Origin of the sequence: Nocardia sp. CA-120079 (genome assembly GCF_050955745.1) — a bacterium.
Taxonomy (GTDB): Bacteria; Actinomycetota; Actinomycetes; order Mycobacteriales; family Mycobacteriaceae; genus Nocardia.
This window is the reverse complement of the sequence record NZ_CP192088.1, coordinates 3225744-3240909: the sequence shown is the minus strand read 5'-3', so window position 1 is coordinate 3240909 and position 15166 is coordinate 3225744. Positions and strand designations below refer to the sequence as shown.

General features: G+C 66.3%; 13 protein-coding genes. 9 read left to right on the top strand and 4 right to left on the bottom strand.

The annotated features are described in order from the left end of the window. Positions 1-85: 85 nt before the first annotated feature. The 9 genes from ACQPYR_RS14760 to ACQPYR_RS14720 all read left to right on the top strand — a co-directional run bounded on the left by ACQPYR_RS14760 (position 86) and on the right by ACQPYR_RS14720 (position 9745). The gene (locus ACQPYR_RS14760; protein WP_433632488.1) at positions 86-832 is read left to right on the top strand and encodes an SDR family NAD(P)-dependent oxidoreductase; all 747 of its coding nucleotides are present in this window, start codon (positions 86-88) and stop codon (positions 830-832) included. A gap of 4 nt (positions 833-836) precedes the next feature. Next, positions 837-1691, top strand: a complete 855-nt coding sequence (locus ACQPYR_RS14755; protein WP_433632486.1) for a hypothetical protein — start codon at positions 837-839, stop codon at positions 1689-1691. Between the two features lie 92 nt (positions 1692-1783). Beyond that, a complete protein-coding gene (locus ACQPYR_RS14750; RefSeq protein WP_433632483.1) occupies positions 1784-3388 on the top strand; it encodes a class I adenylate-forming enzyme family protein in 1605 nt (534 codons plus the stop codon). Between the two features lie 56 nt (positions 3389-3444). After that, positions 3445-4983, top strand: coding sequence for an AMP-binding protein (locus ACQPYR_RS14745; RefSeq protein ID WP_433632481.1), 1539 nt, complete (start codon positions 3445-3447; stop codon positions 4981-4983). A gap of 119 nt (positions 4984-5102) precedes the next feature. Further along, positions 5103-6320 carry an acyl-CoA dehydrogenase family protein gene (locus tag ACQPYR_RS14740; RefSeq protein ID WP_433632478.1) on the top strand — a complete coding sequence of 406 codons (1218 nt, stop codon included), beginning with the start codon at positions 5103-5105 and terminating at the stop codon, positions 6318-6320. Next, complete coding sequence (locus tag ACQPYR_RS14735; protein WP_433632476.1) at positions 6317-7474, top strand: acyl-CoA dehydrogenase family protein; 1158 nt, start codon at positions 6317-6319, stop codon at positions 7472-7474. The genes ACQPYR_RS14740 and ACQPYR_RS14735 overlap by 4 nt, the downstream gene beginning before the upstream one ends. 39 nt (positions 7475-7513) lie before the next feature. Next, complete coding sequence (locus ACQPYR_RS14730) at positions 7514-7924, top strand: Zn-ribbon domain-containing OB-fold protein (protein WP_433632473.1); 411 nt, start codon at positions 7514-7516, stop codon at positions 7922-7924. Next, a complete protein-coding gene (locus ACQPYR_RS14725; RefSeq protein WP_433632470.1) occupies positions 7921-9114 on the top strand; it encodes a thiolase family protein in 1194 nt (397 codons plus the stop codon). The genes ACQPYR_RS14730 and ACQPYR_RS14725 overlap by 4 nt, the downstream gene beginning before the upstream one ends. A 112-nt stretch (positions 9115-9226) precedes the next feature. After that, positions 9227-9745 carry a MaoC family dehydratase gene (locus ACQPYR_RS14720; RefSeq protein WP_433632467.1) on the top strand — a complete coding sequence of 173 codons (519 nt, stop codon included), beginning with the start codon at positions 9227-9229 and terminating at the stop codon, positions 9743-9745. Positions 9746-9903: 158 nt separating this feature from the next. Here the strand turns inward: ACQPYR_RS14720 and ACQPYR_RS14715 are convergent, their stop codons facing one another. The 4 genes from ACQPYR_RS14715 to ACQPYR_RS14700 form a co-directional block, all read right to left on the bottom strand. Beyond that, positions 9904-10812: an enoyl-CoA hydratase gene (locus tag ACQPYR_RS14715; protein ID WP_433632465.1), complete on the bottom strand. Its 909-nt coding sequence runs from the start codon at positions 10810-10812 to the stop codon at positions 9904-9906. A gap of 71 nt (positions 10813-10883) precedes the next feature. Next, a complete protein-coding gene (locus ACQPYR_RS14710; protein ID WP_433632463.1) occupies positions 10884-12008 on the bottom strand; it encodes a serine hydrolase domain-containing protein in 1125 nt (374 codons plus the stop codon). A gap of 52 nt (positions 12009-12060) precedes the next feature. Next, positions 12061-13269 carry an amidohydrolase family protein gene (locus tag ACQPYR_RS14705; RefSeq protein WP_433632461.1) on the bottom strand — a complete coding sequence of 403 codons (1209 nt, stop codon included), beginning with the start codon at positions 13267-13269 and terminating at the stop codon, positions 12061-12063. A gap of 144 nt (positions 13270-13413) precedes the next feature. Further along, a complete protein-coding gene (locus ACQPYR_RS14700; RefSeq protein ID WP_433632458.1) occupies positions 13414-14553 on the bottom strand; it encodes an acyl-CoA dehydrogenase family protein in 1140 nt (379 codons plus the stop codon). Positions 14554-15166: the final 613 nt, after the last annotated feature.

Below are 15166 nucleotides of genomic sequence, written 5' to 3'. Positions count from 1 at the left end.
CGGCCACGACCAGCACCGATCAGGCCAGTTATTCGATAGATATTCGCAAGCGTTGCCCGACAAGGGAAAGAGAAAGGACCGCTCGATGTCTGACAGAGGGCACGGCGACACGTCTCGCGTTGCCCTCGTGACCGGAGGCACCCGAGGTATCGGTGCGGCCGTCACGAGGCGCTTGGCGATGCGCGGCATCCGCGTCGTCGCCGTCTACCGGGGCGATACCGCCGCCGCGCAGCGCATGCGGGGAGAACTGGACGGCGTCACCGTGGTGCAGGCAGACCTCGGCGATCCGGAGACATGTGTGCGGCTCGTCGAGGACGTCCACAACGAGTACGGCCGCATCGATCACCTGGTCAACAACGCGGGCCTGCTGCTCGAATCCCGCTCGACGGACACCGGCGTCGCCGAGTGGGAGCGCATCGTGGCGGTGAATCTCTCGGCCGCATTCCATCTGTCCCGCGTCGCGATCGCGCTCATGCGGACCGCCGGCTACGGCCGGATCGTGAACGTCAGCTCGGTTACCGCGGTCATGGGCAGCCCCAGCGAAGCCGCGTACGGCGCTGCGAAATCCGGACTGCACGGACTGACACGGTCGCTCGCGCGGGAGACGGCTCGACACGGAATCACGGTGAACACCGTGGTGCCGGGCGTGTTCGAAACCGACATGACCGCCTCGATGCCGGAGAAGACTCGTGCGGCCATCCTCGGAATGATCCCGGTCGGCCGACGGGGCAATCCGGACGAACTCGCGGCCGCGGTCGAATTCCTGCTCGATGCCGGGTATTGCACCGGTTCCGTTCTCACGGTCGACGGCGGCCTGAGTATGGGAGGTTGAGCGCGTGACCGTGCAATGGTGGACGGCCCTGCCACCGGTTCCGGCGTTGGTCCGTCTCGGCATTCGCAGCTCGTCGACGACCGACGGACACGTACAGACCGCCCTCGATCTCGGGCCCCAGTGGGCCGGAGCCGGTGCCGCCGGTCTGGCCGCACTGCTGTGCGACGCCGCGACCGGGTTGGCGGTCGGCACGCTGGAACCCGACCGTGCGCTCTCCACGGCCATGCTCGGTGTACATGTCACGGGCCGCCCGCACCCGATCGGCCAGATCCGGGCCGTGGCCGCGCCCGCCGCTCGGCGCGGCGACTACGTGCTGGCAACGGCGTGCGTGCTCGACGATTCGGATACCGAATTCGCTCGGGCCACCAGCTGGTGGGCGATCCGCGAGCCGCGGACCACGGATCGCGGCGATACCTCGCCTCCGCAGTACGCGGCGCCGCCCGCACCCCGCGGGCCGGCCGGAGATCCGGTCGACCCCACGAGCACTCCGTTCGGTCGCATGCTCGGCCTCACCGGGTTCCGCAAGGACCTCGGCGGGACGTCCTTCGAGCTTGCCGATCCGACACCGTTCCACAACCGTTCCAGCACACTGCACGGTGGGCTCGGCGCGCTGCTGGCCGAACTCTGCGCGGTCTCGGCCGTGAACGACGGTGTGCGCACGCCGGAGGTGTTGTCCCTGAACTGCCACTACCTTCGCGGCGCCGGCCCGGGTCCCGGCCCGGTGCCGGTGCACGGGATCCGGATCCGCAGCGGCCGGACATCCGGGGTAGCGCGCGGAGAAGTCGCGGCGCCGGACGGCCGACCGGCCATGATCGCCGACGTCATGATGTCTTTCACCCCTCACTCATCGACCACTTAGAACCAAATTAATTACCTTATATCCCGTGCGAGCCCGGAAAATCGGCTCGATCGTCCCCTGCTCGGCCACCATTCCGGCGATATAGTTAACTAATGCCTGTGAGAAGTGAATCGCATCACCCCGCCGTCAGCCAGGGAGGAGCAATCCCGGCACTCGTAGAGAGCTCGGTCGGCGCGCGGTTCCGCGAGACCGCCCGACGCCGCGGCAATGCCACCGCCCTGCTCTGGGAAGAAGACGACAACCTGCGTCGCTTGGACTTCATGACGATGCTCGGCCGCGTCGAATCGACAGCAGCACGGTTGCAGCAGGTGGCCGCCCCGGGAGACCGCGTGGCACTCTGGGCGGCCAATTCCGTCGATTGGATTCTGGCCGAGTACGGCGCCGCACTGGCGGGAATGGTGCTGGTCCCGATGAACCCGGCACTGACTACCGCCGAAGCCACACATATCATCGCCGACTCCGGGACGCGGGTTCTGCTGGCGGGGCCGGTGTGGCGCGGTCGTGACCTGCTCGGATTCGCGCAAGGACTGGAAGTGACTCCGCACCCCGTGGTTCTACCGCTCGAGGCGGTGACACAGGGCGATCGGATCACCCCGACGGCGCTCCCCGACGTGTCACCCGAATCGATACTGCGGATCCAGTACACCTCGGGAACGACCGGTGCGCCGAAGGGAGCGGCGCTCAACCACCTCGTCGGGGCCAACGTCGGGCCGCTGTCGCATGTGACCATCGGCCTCGACGAGGAGGATATCGTGTGCTCCCCGCTCCCCTTCCATCATGTCGGCGGGTCGGTGTGCACCAGCTCCGCGGCGCTGTTACGCGGTTCCGCCTTCGTCGTACTGCCCAGTTTCGAGCCGGCGGCCACGCTCGCCCTGCTGCGGCGCGCGGAGGTCACCTACTTCGGCGGCGTACCCACGATGTTCATCTCGATGCTGGAGGCCTGCGATGATTCGCCCGATCTGCCACGGCTGAAGTGGATGATGCTCGGCGGTTCGGATATCGCCCCGGAGCTGATCACCCGGGTCGAGCGGGCGTTCGGCGGCGAAATCCTCAACGGCTACGGACAGTCGGAAGCTCCTTCGGCGATACAGACTCGCGTGGGGGACCCCGCGTGGGTCAAGGCGACGACGATCGGCCGAGTCAACCCGCACCGCGAAGTCCGGATCGCCGATATCGGCACGGGGAAGCCACTCGGACCGGGCGTTGCCGGCGAACTGTGCGTACGCGGCAGGCTCACTATGGGCCGATACTGGCACGAGAACGAAAACCGGCGGTCGGGCGTTGTGGACCAGGAAGGCTGGTTGCACACCGGCGACCTCGCCGAGATGAACTCCGACGGCATCGTCACACTGCGTGGCCGGTTGCGCGACCTGATCATCAGAGGCGGAGAAAACATCTACCCCGCCGAGGTGGAGGCGGTTCTCGTCCAGCACCCGGCCATCGCCGAAGCGGCCGTCGTTGCCGCACCGGATGACAAGTGGGGTCAGGTGCCGGTCGCATTCGTCCGGCCTGCTGCGGGGTTGCCGGACCTCGCGGAGCTCGAAGAGTTCGCCCGCGAACGCCTCGCCGGGTTCAAGGTTCCCCGGGACTGGCGCATCGTCGAGTCGTTCCCACTGACGCCGTCGGGCAAGGTTCGGAAAGTTCTGCTGGCGCAGCAACTACTCGACCAGCATCCGGTTGACTTACCGGATATGTAGCATAATTATAAAACTGATTCATGCCTTTCATCGAGCACGCGCCTTCAGGAGGTCCCATGCGTCTCGTCACCGTCGGTGATGTCATTCGCGAGCACCGTCGCAGCTTTCCGGACAAGACCGCGGTCATCGACGGCGACTTACGCCTCACCTGGCCGGAGTTCGACGACCGCGTGAACAGGCTGGCCCATGCCCTCGCAGCGCAGGGCGTCCAGTCCGGTCACCGCGTCCTGTGGCTGGGCCAGACTTCCGCGCGAGTCTTCGAACTCCTCGGCGCCTGCGGAAAACTCGGTGCCATGGTCTGCCCGGTCAACTGGCGAATGTCGGCCTACGAGATGGCATTCGTGATCGACGATTTCGCACCGACCGTGGTGGTCTGGCAGGACGAGGAAATCGGCGACACGGTTCGCGCGGCCAGGGAGCTCACCGACGGCGGCGCCGTCTGGTGGCAGCACGACCTTCCGGGCGCGGACAACGTCGACACCATTCTCGCGGCACAGCCGGCGACCGATGTCTGGGACACCGTCGACGCCGACCTGCCGCTACTGGTCATCTACACCGCAGCGATCGACGGGCGACCCAACGGCTCGATGATCACCCAGCACAACCTCATCTGCATGGGCATCGAATCGTCGTATCTCAACTCCACCGCGAGCAACTCGGTATTCCTCAACTCCGGGCCGCTGTTCCACATCGGCAACTTCCAGTGGGAGGCGATGGCGGCGTTCGTCCAGGGCGCGACGAATGTGTTCGTCCGCCGCGCCGACGCGCAGGAACTGCTCGACATCGTGACGCGGGAGAAGGTCACCGCCGCCTTCTTGATGCCGCCGACGATCCTGCAGATGAAGGAGAAATACGATCCGGCCCGGCACGACCTGACGAGTCTGAAGGCCGGGGTATACGGCCAACTGTGGGGAGACGGCCTGGTCGGTACCGAGCAAGCGCTCTGGGGATTGTTCCCTGGCGGCTTCGGGCAGACCGAGGTAACCGGACTGGCGATCTTCAACGGACACGGCGGGCACGGCACCGGCAATTCCGGTCGTCCCGGCCCGTTCTCGCGGGTACGCATCGTCGACGACGAATGGAACGAGGTCGGCGTCGGCGAGGTCGGTGAGATCGCGATCGGCGGCGAGATCGTGCACGCCGGCTACTGGAACCGGCCCGAGACCAATGCCCGGCGCATGCGCGACGGCTGGTGGCGCACAACGGATTTGGGCCGCCGCGAAGCCGATGGCACCATCGAGTTCGTCGGCACCAGCACCCGGATGATCAAATCCGCCGCCGAGAACATTTTCCCCAAAGAGGTCGAGTTCTGCCTGGAGACCCACCCCGCGGTACGTGAGGCCGCTCTGATCGGAACACCGGACGAACGCTTCGTGCAGTCGGTGGTAGCCGTCGTCGTCCTGCGGGAAGGCGCCACGGTGACCGAGGACGAGCTGATCACCTATTGCAAACAACGCATTGCGTCGTACAAGAAGCCGAAATCCGTTGTCTTCGTGGACGAAATCCCCCGTGACGGCGAGGAGAAGGATTATTCCGCGCTGGATCTGCGCTTCGGCGGCGGCGGATACCCCGGCGGGGACGTCATCCGCGTGTAGCCGCAGGGCTACCGCGTAGATACCGCGCGGCAGACGAACATGCCGCGAATCAGCCGGTCTCGCACTGTGAGACAGACCATCGTCCGGTGACGTCCGGACCGGAAAGACGGAGGATCGCCGTGGCGACCGACCTTGCCGACTTCACCCGCGAAGCGCGGGCATTCCTCGACGCCCATGCCCTGCGGCGGAGCACCGAGCAGTTCCATTGGGGACAGGGCAGCGACCGTGTCGGCTATTTCAGCACCCTGCCCGCCGAGGAGGAGGCGGCCGCCGTCCACGCGGCACGAGCGTGGCAGCGCACCCGGTTCGAGAACGGCTTCGGGTGGATCACGGGGCCGGCCGAGTTCGGCGGCCGCGGCCTCGGCCAAGTGCACGACCTCGCTTACGATGCCCTCGAGGCCGAGTACGACGTCCCTGACACCGGCGTCCTCGCCGTTATCGGGCTCGGGATGATCGGGCCGACCATCCTCGCCCACGGCACCCCCCAGCAACATGAGCGGTACCTGCGGCCGATGTATTCCGGCGAGGTCATTGCCTGCCAGCTGTTCAGTGAACCGGCCGCCGGTTCGGATCTGGCGGGCGTTACCACGCGCGCGGTCCGCGACGGCGACCACTGGGTGATCAACGGGCAGAAAGTTTGGACCTCGGTCGCCCAACACGCCCAGGTCGGCGAGCTACTGTGCCGGACCGATCCCGATGCGCCCAAACATCGCGGCATCACCGCTTTCCTCCTCGATCTGGACACCCCGGGCGTGGAAATTCGCCCGCTCCGTCAGATGACGGGCAGCGCCGAGTTCAACGAGGTCTTCCTCACCGACGTCAGAATCCCGGACACCCAGCGGCTCGGCCCTGTCGACGAGGGGTGGAAGGTGGCCATGACGACACTCATGAACGAACGGGCGACCGTCGGCGGGGAGAGCGGCGGCGCAGCCGCCGGTGCGCTCACCGCCGATCGGTTGAGCGGGCTGCTGCGCGCCGTCTCGCGGGCGGACGACGGCGCCCTGCGCCGCGACCTCGCATCCCTGCTCGCGAGTGTGCAGGCGGCGAAGTCGCTCAACGAACGCGCGGCCCGCAGGCTGCGTGCGGGCAGCGCGCCCGGCCCGGAAGGGTCGATCTCGAAGCTCGCGCTCGCCCAGAACCTGATCCGCGGATCACGATTCGCCGCCGACGCGCTCGGGCCGCGGATCATCGCCGATACCGGTGGCTGGGGCACCTTCGCCTGGGCTGACCTGCTGCTGAGCGCGCCGGCGCTGCGCATCCTCGGCGGTACCGAGGAAATCATGAAGAACATCCTGGCCGAGCGCGTGCTCGGCCTGCCGAAGGAGGGCACGCGATGACCGGCGATGCAGCGAGTGACGGGGTAAATACCAACAGCGCGGGAGCCGAGGAATTAGCTGACCTGCGTGCCACGGTGCGGGACTTTCTCACCGAGCACTCCGGGGAGGAAGCGGTCCGCAAGATCGCCGAGGATCCGGACCGGCTCGGGCACGACCCGCAAGTGTGGTCAGAGATGGCCGAGCAGCTCGGGTTGATGCAGCTGGCGATCCCCGAGCGATTCGGCGGCGACGGCTTCGGATTCCCGGAACTGCGCGTGGTCCTGGAGGAAATGGGGGCGGCACTGCTGTGCTCGCCGTTCGTACCTTCGGTCGTCTTCGCCGCCCAGTCCCTGCTGGCCTCGGGCGACGAGCCGGCGTGCGCCCGCTATCTGCCCAGCATCGGGGCCGGCACCACGATCGCCACCCTCGCGGTCGCCGAGGCGGCGGGCAGCTGGGACGCCGATACGTGCGAGACGGCCGCGGTCCCGGCGGACGCGGGGGGCTGGCTGCTCACGGGAACCAAATCGTTTGTGCCCCATGCCGGTACGGCCGACCTTCTCCTAGTGTCGGCACGCACACCCCAGGGCCCGAGCCTGTTCGCCGTAGAACGGGGTGCCACCGGCCTCGCCGTTCGTGCGTTGGACACTCTCGACGGCACCAGGCCGCTCGGCGAGGTGGTTCTCGTGGATACACCAGCGGTCCTCGTCGGGGCGGCCGGCGAGGCGTCCTCGGTGCTGCGGCACGTCGTCGACCTCGGCGGGCTCGCACTTGCCGCGGAGCAAGTGGGCGGCCTGCGCCGCTGCCTGGAGATGTCGGTCGCATATGCCAAGGAACGTGTCCAGTTCGGCCGTCCCATCGGATCATTCCAGGCGATCAAGCACAAACTCGCCGATATGCTCATGCGGGCTGAATTGGCCGACGCTGCCACCGAGGCGGCATGTACGGCCGTCGCCGAGAGGCAGCGGGATGCCTCCGCTATGGCCGTGGCCGCCTATATCACCGCCTCCGAGGCTTTCGAACACGTCGCTGCGGAGACGATCCAGGTGCACGGCGGTATCGGATTCACCTGGGAACACCCCGCGCATCTGTACTTCCGCCGCGCCCGTGCGGCACAGAACCTCCTCGGTGGTCCTACCGCGGCGCATCACCGGCTACTCGACCGAATGGGTGTCTGAAACGTGAAAACCTCTACTCCGGAAACAGGATTGGACGCTGTGTTCGCGGCATATCCCGGGATCCGTCTCGATCAGGTGAACGCCCCGTACTACGCGGGCCTGCTCGAGCGCCGACTGCTCGCCGGACACTGCGACGAATGCTTGGGCTGGCATCTGCCGCTACGCTCACGCTGCCCCTTCTGCTGGTCCCCCGTGGACGCGCCGCGGGAAGTGACCGGCCGCGGCCACGTGCATGTGCTCACCCTGCTCCATCAGGGCCCACCGGGCGTTCCCTACTCACCACCGTGGCCGCTGGCCGCGATCGAACTCGCCGAGCAGCCCGGACTACGGATCGCGGCTCCCCTGGTCGATACCCCGCCCGAACGGCAGCGGATCGGCCAGCCGGTGGAGCTGACCTGGATCGAACGCGACGGCGCGCCGTGGCCCGCCTTCCGGGGGGTGGCTCGATGACCTCGTTGAAGGACATCGTGGCGATCAGCGGTATCGGCCGCTCTCCGTACGCGCGCGACCGGGACACCACCGAGCTCTCGATGGTCACCGATGCGGTGATCGAGGCGATCCGGGATGCCGGGCTCCACCGCGAGGACATCGACGGGGTCGTCGGAAGTGGCGTCATCACCGGCGGCGTCGATGCGGCGACCGTGGTTTCGGCCCTGGGTCTGCCGAACGTCACGTTCTGGGCGCCCGCGAAACCACCGATCGTCAACGGACTCATGAGCGCGGTGCACGCGGTGGCGTCGGGCACCTGTCGAGCCGTGGTCGTCTATCACTCGATGTATCGGCTCGGAGCGGGCGCGTTCCGCTCGCGCGCGGCGTTCGGGCTTCCCGACGGCCGTGCCTCCACCGGTGACGGGCACACCGACACCGAGCCGTGGGGCATGTTCGGATCGACCGGCTACGCCGCCTGGGCCGCCCGTTATCTGGCCGAATTCGGCCGCACCCGCAAAGATCTGGCCCTGATCCCGCTCAACGGCCGCCGCAACGCGGCGGACAATCCCGGCGCGGTCATGCGGACTCCGATGAGCCGCGAGGACTATTTCGGCGCACGAATGATCCGGGAGCCCCTCTGCCTCTACGACATGGATGTACCGATCGACGGTGCCGACGCCTTCGTGGTCACATCGGCAGATCTGGCCGCGGATCTGCCGACGGTCCCGGTGCTGGTCCACGCGCTGGCGATGGGAATCACCGCACACCCCGAAGAACATCTGACCGCCGATCTGCGAAACACCGGGCAACAGGTCACCGCTGCCGCTCTGCGCGCACGCAGCGACCTCTGGATCGACGATGTGGACGTCTTCCTGCCCTACGACGGCTTCTCGATCATCACTCTGCGCGCCTTCGAGTCCTACGGATTCTGCGCAGACGGCGAGGCCGGTGATTTCCTGCGCGACAACTGGGATGCCGGAGAAGGCAGAATCCTGCTGCGCGGGCGAGTGCCGGTGAACCCGCACGGCGGCAGTCTGTCCGAAGGTGGCTCGCAGGGCGCCGGGCACCTCCGGGAGGCGGTTGTGCAGTTGCGCGGAGACGCCGGAAGCAGGCAGGTCGACGGTGCGGCCTCGGCCATGCTCACTCCGGGCGGTTTCTTCTTCAACGCGCAAGGTGCTGTGCTGCGCCGGGAAGCCCCTCTCCGGGCCTGAGGCGCCACCGAACGCCGAGATGTGCTGGCGGAAGTCCAACGCAGATAATCAGTTAAACTATTTATCCAAAGCCCGTCTCGGGCCCGCATCAGAGACTCAGGATCGGAGATCCATGACCGTGACCGAACCACAACTTTCCAGCGCCGAGGTCGAACCGCTGGTGCGCGGTAAGACATGGGAGGAGATGATCCCCGGATCGGTTTTCCGCACCGCGCGCCGCACGATTACCGAAGCGGACCTTGTCCAGTTCATCACCTGGGGCGGGTTCAACGAACCGTTGTTCTACGACAACTCGCATGCGTCCGCCGGCGGCTACACCGGCCGGCTGATCCCCGGCGCGATGATCTACTGCATCGCCGAAGGCCTGATCCTGCAGACCAATGTCCTCAACGGGACCGGCCTTGCTTTTATGCACATGGAGCTGTCGGTCAAGCGCCCGGTGTACGTCGGCGACACCCTGCACGCCCTGGTGCGGACAACCGAATCACGGGCGTCGAGCAAACCGGGCCGCGGGGTGGTCACCGCTCACGTGAGCGTACGCAATCAGCGCGACGAAGAGGTCCTGGTATTCACCCCCGTCCGGCTGATTCGCGGAGCCGACTACGTCGAGCCCGAGGTAACGCGGTCCTGACGGCACGACAGGCCGATCTGGACATTCCCGGAAGTCACAAATGGGTGGCACCGCTGCGCGGTGCCACCCATTTGTGTTCGATGGAACTGTTGCAAACCTTCCCCCGTTGCGGACGGGCAACTCGGGTGCGAGGTCGGGCGAACGTTGCGGACCGACGTTCAGGGAATATCGCGCCGCGCCAGCCGTGGCTGCCCCGCCGTGCGCCAATCGGGTGCATCCACTCCCGGCTTCGCGGCCGGGTAGCCGTCACCGTTCACGTCCCGCCAGTGCGCGTGGTTGAGCTGGTGCAGATAGAAATTGTTCTGGAGCGCGGTGCTGAAGCCCATCGCGTCGAGCGTCTGGTTCACCGAATCCTTGATCAGCAGCGCTGTCATCGTGGGGCGCTCGGCGATCCGGCGGGCGAATTCGACGGTCCGGCGCTCGAGCTCCTCCAGCGGGAAGACCTTGCTGACCATGCCCAGGCGATAGGCGTCCTCGGCATCCAGCGCATCCCCGGTGAGCAGAAGTTCCTTCGTCTTCCGAGGACCGAACTCCCAGGGGTGTGCGAAATACTCCACACCGCACATCCCCAACCGGGTCCCGACGACATCGGCGAAGACGGCGTCCTCGGCCGCGACGATGAGATCGCAGGCCCACATCAGCATCAGACCGGCAGAGAGCACGTTGCCCTGGACCTGCGCGACAGTGATCTTGCGCAGGTTGCGCCAGTTGCGGGTGTTGGCGAAGAAATGCTGCCATTCCTGCAACATCTGCTGCTCGACCGCGCCTGCTCGGCTACCACCGTGGACGCGCGTGGAGGGGTGGGCGGCAGGACCCGGTTCGGTCTCCTGCCGCTGTACCGCCGAACCCATATCGTGTCCCGCCGAGAAGGCCGTGCCCGCACCGGCGAGGATCACGACTCGGACGGTGTCGTCGGCCTCGGCGAGACCGAACGCCTCGTCCAACTCCACTAGCAGCCCCCGATTCTGCGCATTGCGGGCCTGCGGCCTGTTCAGCGTTATCCGGACGATCTGCCCATCGTCGAGCGCCTCATAACGAACGAACTCGAACTTGTCCACGGCTGTCATAGCTGCGCGGCCATTCCTCTCGGTCGGCGCCGGCCATGACCGACCGTGCGCCCTCGGACGGTCTGTTTCGGTCAGGTCAGATCCGCCGCGAGATTCGACCAGTTGATCAGCATGGAGGAACCGCGCGGCGTCAGGTCGTATCCGGTCTGCGGATAGCCGTTGCTGAGCACGCAGAACGACACCCCGCTCTCCGGATCACAGAAACCGATCTGGTATGCGGAGCCGGCGTGGCCGAATGTGGCGGGTGAGCCGGTCGCCGGCATCCAGCCATCCGGGTTGTCACCTCGGACGTTCACGAAGAGGCCCACCGACGCCGGTTTCACCCCGCCCCCGTAGAGCTTGTCGCCCGCCGGGACCGCGGTCACCTGCGGCCGGGTCGCCTCGGCGATGATTTCACGCGACCACAGCGGCGAGTGGAGCAACGCCTGATAGTGCAGCGCGACATCGGCGGCGCCGGCGCAGACGGAATGCGCCGGCTCGCCGGCTGCCACCACGCGGCGGTCCCGGAAGAACCAGGGTCCCCACGGGTCGACGTCGGAGCCGTCGCCGTCCGTGCAGACCATCGGCGCGACGGTGGCAATCTGCTCCTCCTCGGTCAGCCCGAGGGCGAAGTCGAGACCGAGCGGCTCGGCGATCTCCCGGCGCAGGTAATCGGCCAGGCACAACCCGGACCGACGTTCGACGACCTCCGCGATGATCCACGCGGTGGACGTCAAGTGATACTGCAGAACCTCGCCCGGCGTGCCGTCGAGGCGCCATTTGGCAAAGGCGGCCAGGCGCGCATCCCGATCGGTCATTTTCGGAAACCCGAGCGGGGCGAAGGCCAGACCCGCGGTATGCGTCAGCATATGTGCGAGCGTGACGACTTCTTTTCCGTTGGAACCGAATTCGGGAATGATGTCCGCGACGTGTTCCGCTACGTCGAGCTTGCCGTCACCGACGAGTTTCCAGATCGCGCTCGCCACGATGGTCCGGCCCACCGACTGCAGGAGGTAGCGGGGCGCCCCGGCACCCCATGTCTCGTTCGCAACCAGCCGACCGTTCCGGGCGACGGCCACCTGAGCGGAGGGGAGCGCCCCGTGTTCCACCTCGAGTCGAATCCGGCGGAGCAATACGTCGAGTCGATACGGATCGACACCGACTTCCTCGGCCGCGACGACCTCTCGACTCGATGGGACGACTTCACTGCCCGTCATTCGCGTTCGCGCCCTTTCCTCGGCCGGGCCGGTTGCGTAGGAACCACGATCGTTACTCGGCGCCGAGCAGTTCGAGCCCGTTGTCGCGCAGGAAGCGTTTGCGCGCCTCCTCGCCGAGACCCTCCACCTTGGCGTAGAAGTCCGCGGGCTCGCGCAGGCCCTCGGCGTGCGGCCAGTCCGAACCCATGACGAGGGCATCGACGCCGCCCAGCCGAGCGGCGAGATCGACGGTGTCGTCCTCCGGGTAAGGCACGACGCGCACATGCCGCTTGAAAATGACGCTCGGCCGCTCGTCCAGCTGACCACCCAGCCAGCGCCCGTTGCGGGCCATGCCGCGGCTCTTGTCCATGTGCCGGATGAAGTGCGGGACCCATTCCGCGCCGTACTCACTGACCAGAACCTTGATGTTCGGATAACGCCCGAAAAGGTTGTCGAAGATCAGGGCCGACAACGTGTCGGTGATCGGCCGCTCACCGTAGGTGTTCTGCCACTGCCACGCGGAGAACTGGAACGGCGGGACCAGGCCCCAACCCCAGTGTGACGCAACGTTTTCCTGATAGTGGTACTCGGTGATGTGGAAGGACACCACCGCCCGCGCCTCGTTGACCCGGGCCCAGAACGGGTCGAAGTAGGGGTCGCCGGGCGACCGGCCGTGGACCGGCCCGGGGGGAAGCATGATGAATCGAGCGCCGGCCGCCAACACCCGGTCGAGTTCTTCGCAGGCCCGGTCGAGGTTGTCCAGCGACAGCAGGGCCGGGGCGTAGATCCGGTTCTGGGTGTTGAAACCCCAGTCCTCGTCGATCCACCGGTTGAAGGAGGTGAGGTTGTCGAACAGTACGTCACCCCGCAGGTAGGCCCACACGAACAGGCCCCAGCCGCCCGGGTACATGATGGACCGCTCGATCTGCTGCTCGGTCAACTGGACCAGGCGCGCGTCCTTGTCCCGGTATTCCTTCTGGATCGGTTCGTAGAACCGCTCGGCGTCGGTCGCGTCACCGGATGAGCGGGCTTTGAGCATATCGACCAGCGAGCCGGGCACGTACGCCTGGTCGAGATTGTCTGTTTCGAGGGCGGTGACGATCCGGTCGTTCGCCAGCAGGAGCTTGCCCTTGCCGTCGGCCGTCGCGATCGGCCGCACCGCGGTGTCCAGCTTGTCCTTGGGCATGAACCGAGTGAAGCAGTCCTCCGCCTCGACAGAGTGCTGATCGAAATCCAGCAACTTGTAGGGGAGCACCCCTACCGAGTTGGTGATCAGTGCCATTCGTGAAGTCCCTTCGCACAGTCGGTCGCATCGACAGCGATCGAAAACGATAACTAGATTTGTGAGAGATTCTATCGTATTGATAGATCCAATCACAAGCTCCTCAGGGCCGAACCGAACAGGACCCCTTCCGGATACGGAGAATCAGTAGGTTCGCAGGCCCATGCTGCGGGCGATCCCGTTGCGCTGGATCTGGCTCGTCCCTCCGGAGATCGTGGTCACGATGGATTCGCGATAACGGAAACTCATGACGCTTTCCGTCGAGAACCCGTGACCGGCCATCACCTGCATGCCGAGGCGAGCGGCGTTGGCATACGTCTCCGAGCCCTTGAGCTTGGCCATTGCGCCCTCGCGCGTGCAGGGCATCCCTTGCTTGAGCATCCATGCGGCCCGCCGCGTCAGCAGGCGTGCCGAGTCGATTTCCACCTGCAGGTCCGCCATCGCGTGAGCCAGCGCCTGGAATTCACCGATCGGCCGGCCGAACGCATGCCGGACCTTCGAATACTCGAGCATCTCGTCGAGCGTCGCCTGCGCGGCTCCGACATAGCCGCCGCTGAGCAGAACGCGTTCCAGCTCGAGATTCGAGAGCATGACCTTCCACGCCTCCCCCTCGGGCCCCACCAGACGTTGCTTGGGCACCTTGACATTCGACAGCGTGATTTCGGTGGTACCCAGGATGTGACGCGCCAACGTCGGCGTGCGGCGGATCTCCACCCCCTCGGCGTTCGGATCGACCAGCAGGAGAGTCAAACCCTTGTGCTTGGGCTCCCGCGCACCGGTCCGCACGTACATCGCGATCGTCGTGTTGGGCTGACTCCCGCCCGTGCACCACATCTTCTGACCGTTGACCACATAGTGGTCGCCGGCGTCGACGGCACTGGTCCGCAAAGAGGCGGCATCGGATCCGGACTCCGGCTCCGACATCGCCACCGCGAGCCGATGTTTGCCCGTCATGATCTGCTCGCGCACCCACCGCTTCTGCTCCGGATTCGCCCACCGGTTCACGGTCATGGCGGGAATCAGAACCCCGATGAAGCACATGGCCACATCGAAACTCGCGCGCCCGAGCTCCTCCGCGATCAGGGCGAGCTCCAGCGGGCCACCGCCTTCGCCACCGTCCTGCTCGGAGAACGGGAGCGAGAACCAGCCGAGACCGGCGAAACCGTCCAAGAGCTCAGCCGGGAGCACCCCTTCCTCGTCCCACCGCTTCGCCGTCTCCGGCGGGCACACCTTCGTCACGAAATCCCGGGCGGTCTTCCGGAGCATCTCCTGCTCATCGGTCATCCCAAAATCCACGAGTGCATCCTTCCCACACTGAGCCGCGCGGGCATACGTAAGCCTGCATTATATAACTTATTATACTATACGGGCGTTCATGCCGTCGCTTGCGAGCTCCATCACGATGGATGCCCGCCTCGCAGTTCGGATTCCGATGCGCCGTCCGGATGCGGCAACGCAAGATCACGCCTCATCGGGAGGGTCGCAGCCGCTAGAGTGCTGCCCCGATGCCGCGCAGTGAGGGGGGCCCGAATACGGCTCGATGCCGAGCGCTCCGACCGGACGGATCACCGGACCCACTACAGCGGGAACATATAGTTTTATAATATGGTGATTTCTACGGCTACAGGCGTCGGATCAATCGGCCGATCGAATCCCTCGAGCCGCCCCTACACAGAGCATGAATACTGATCTGGATGTGATCGCTGTGCCATCGATTCCCCCTGTGCTCGATCCTCACCGTCGCCGCGTGTGCGTCACATTCCCGTCGGTAGGAATCCGCCTCAGTTATCAGTGCGATCTCGCCGCAGCGGAGGCGTTCGCGCGACGCATGCGGGACCATCCGTACGCACATGTGGCCGTCGACTGCGATCTCCGGCCCGAACTGCCGCAACTCCCC

Excerpts from the sequence above, each read along its gene's own strand:
- ACQPYR_RS14760 (WP_433632488.1), top strand. The coding sequence starts at position 86 with ATGTCTGACAGAGGGCACGGCGACACGTCTCGCGTTGCCCTCGTGACC.
- ACQPYR_RS14750 (WP_433632483.1), top strand. The coding sequence starts at position 1,784 with ATGCCTGTGAGAAGTGAATCGCATCACCCCGCCGTCAGCCAGGGAGGA.
- ACQPYR_RS14745 (WP_433632481.1), top strand. The coding sequence starts at position 3,445 with ATGCGTCTCGTCACCGTCGGTGATGTCATTCGCGAGCACCGTCGCAGC.
- ACQPYR_RS14735 (WP_433632476.1), top strand. The coding sequence starts at position 6,317 with ATGACCGGCGATGCAGCGAGTGACGGGGTAAATACCAACAGCGCGGGA.
- ACQPYR_RS14725 (WP_433632470.1), top strand. The coding sequence starts at position 7,921 with ATGACCTCGTTGAAGGACATCGTGGCGATCAGCGGTATCGGCCGCTCT.
- ACQPYR_RS14720 (WP_433632467.1), top strand. The coding sequence starts at position 9,227 with ATGACCGTGACCGAACCACAACTTTCCAGCGCCGAGGTCGAACCGCTG.
- ACQPYR_RS14715 (WP_433632465.1), bottom strand. The coding sequence starts at position 10,812 with ATGACAGCCGTGGACAAGTTCGAGTTCGTTCGTTATGAGGCGCTCGAC.
- ACQPYR_RS14710 (WP_433632463.1), bottom strand. The coding sequence starts at position 12,008 with ATGACGGGCAGTGAAGTCGTCCCATCGAGTCGAGAGGTCGTCGCGGCC.
- ACQPYR_RS14705 (WP_433632461.1), bottom strand. The coding sequence starts at position 13,269 with ATGGCACTGATCACCAACTCGGTAGGGGTGCTCCCCTACAAGTTGCTG.
- ACQPYR_RS14700 (WP_433632458.1), bottom strand. The coding sequence starts at position 14,553 with ATGACCGATGAGCAGGAGATGCTCCGGAAGACCGCCCGGGATTTCGTG.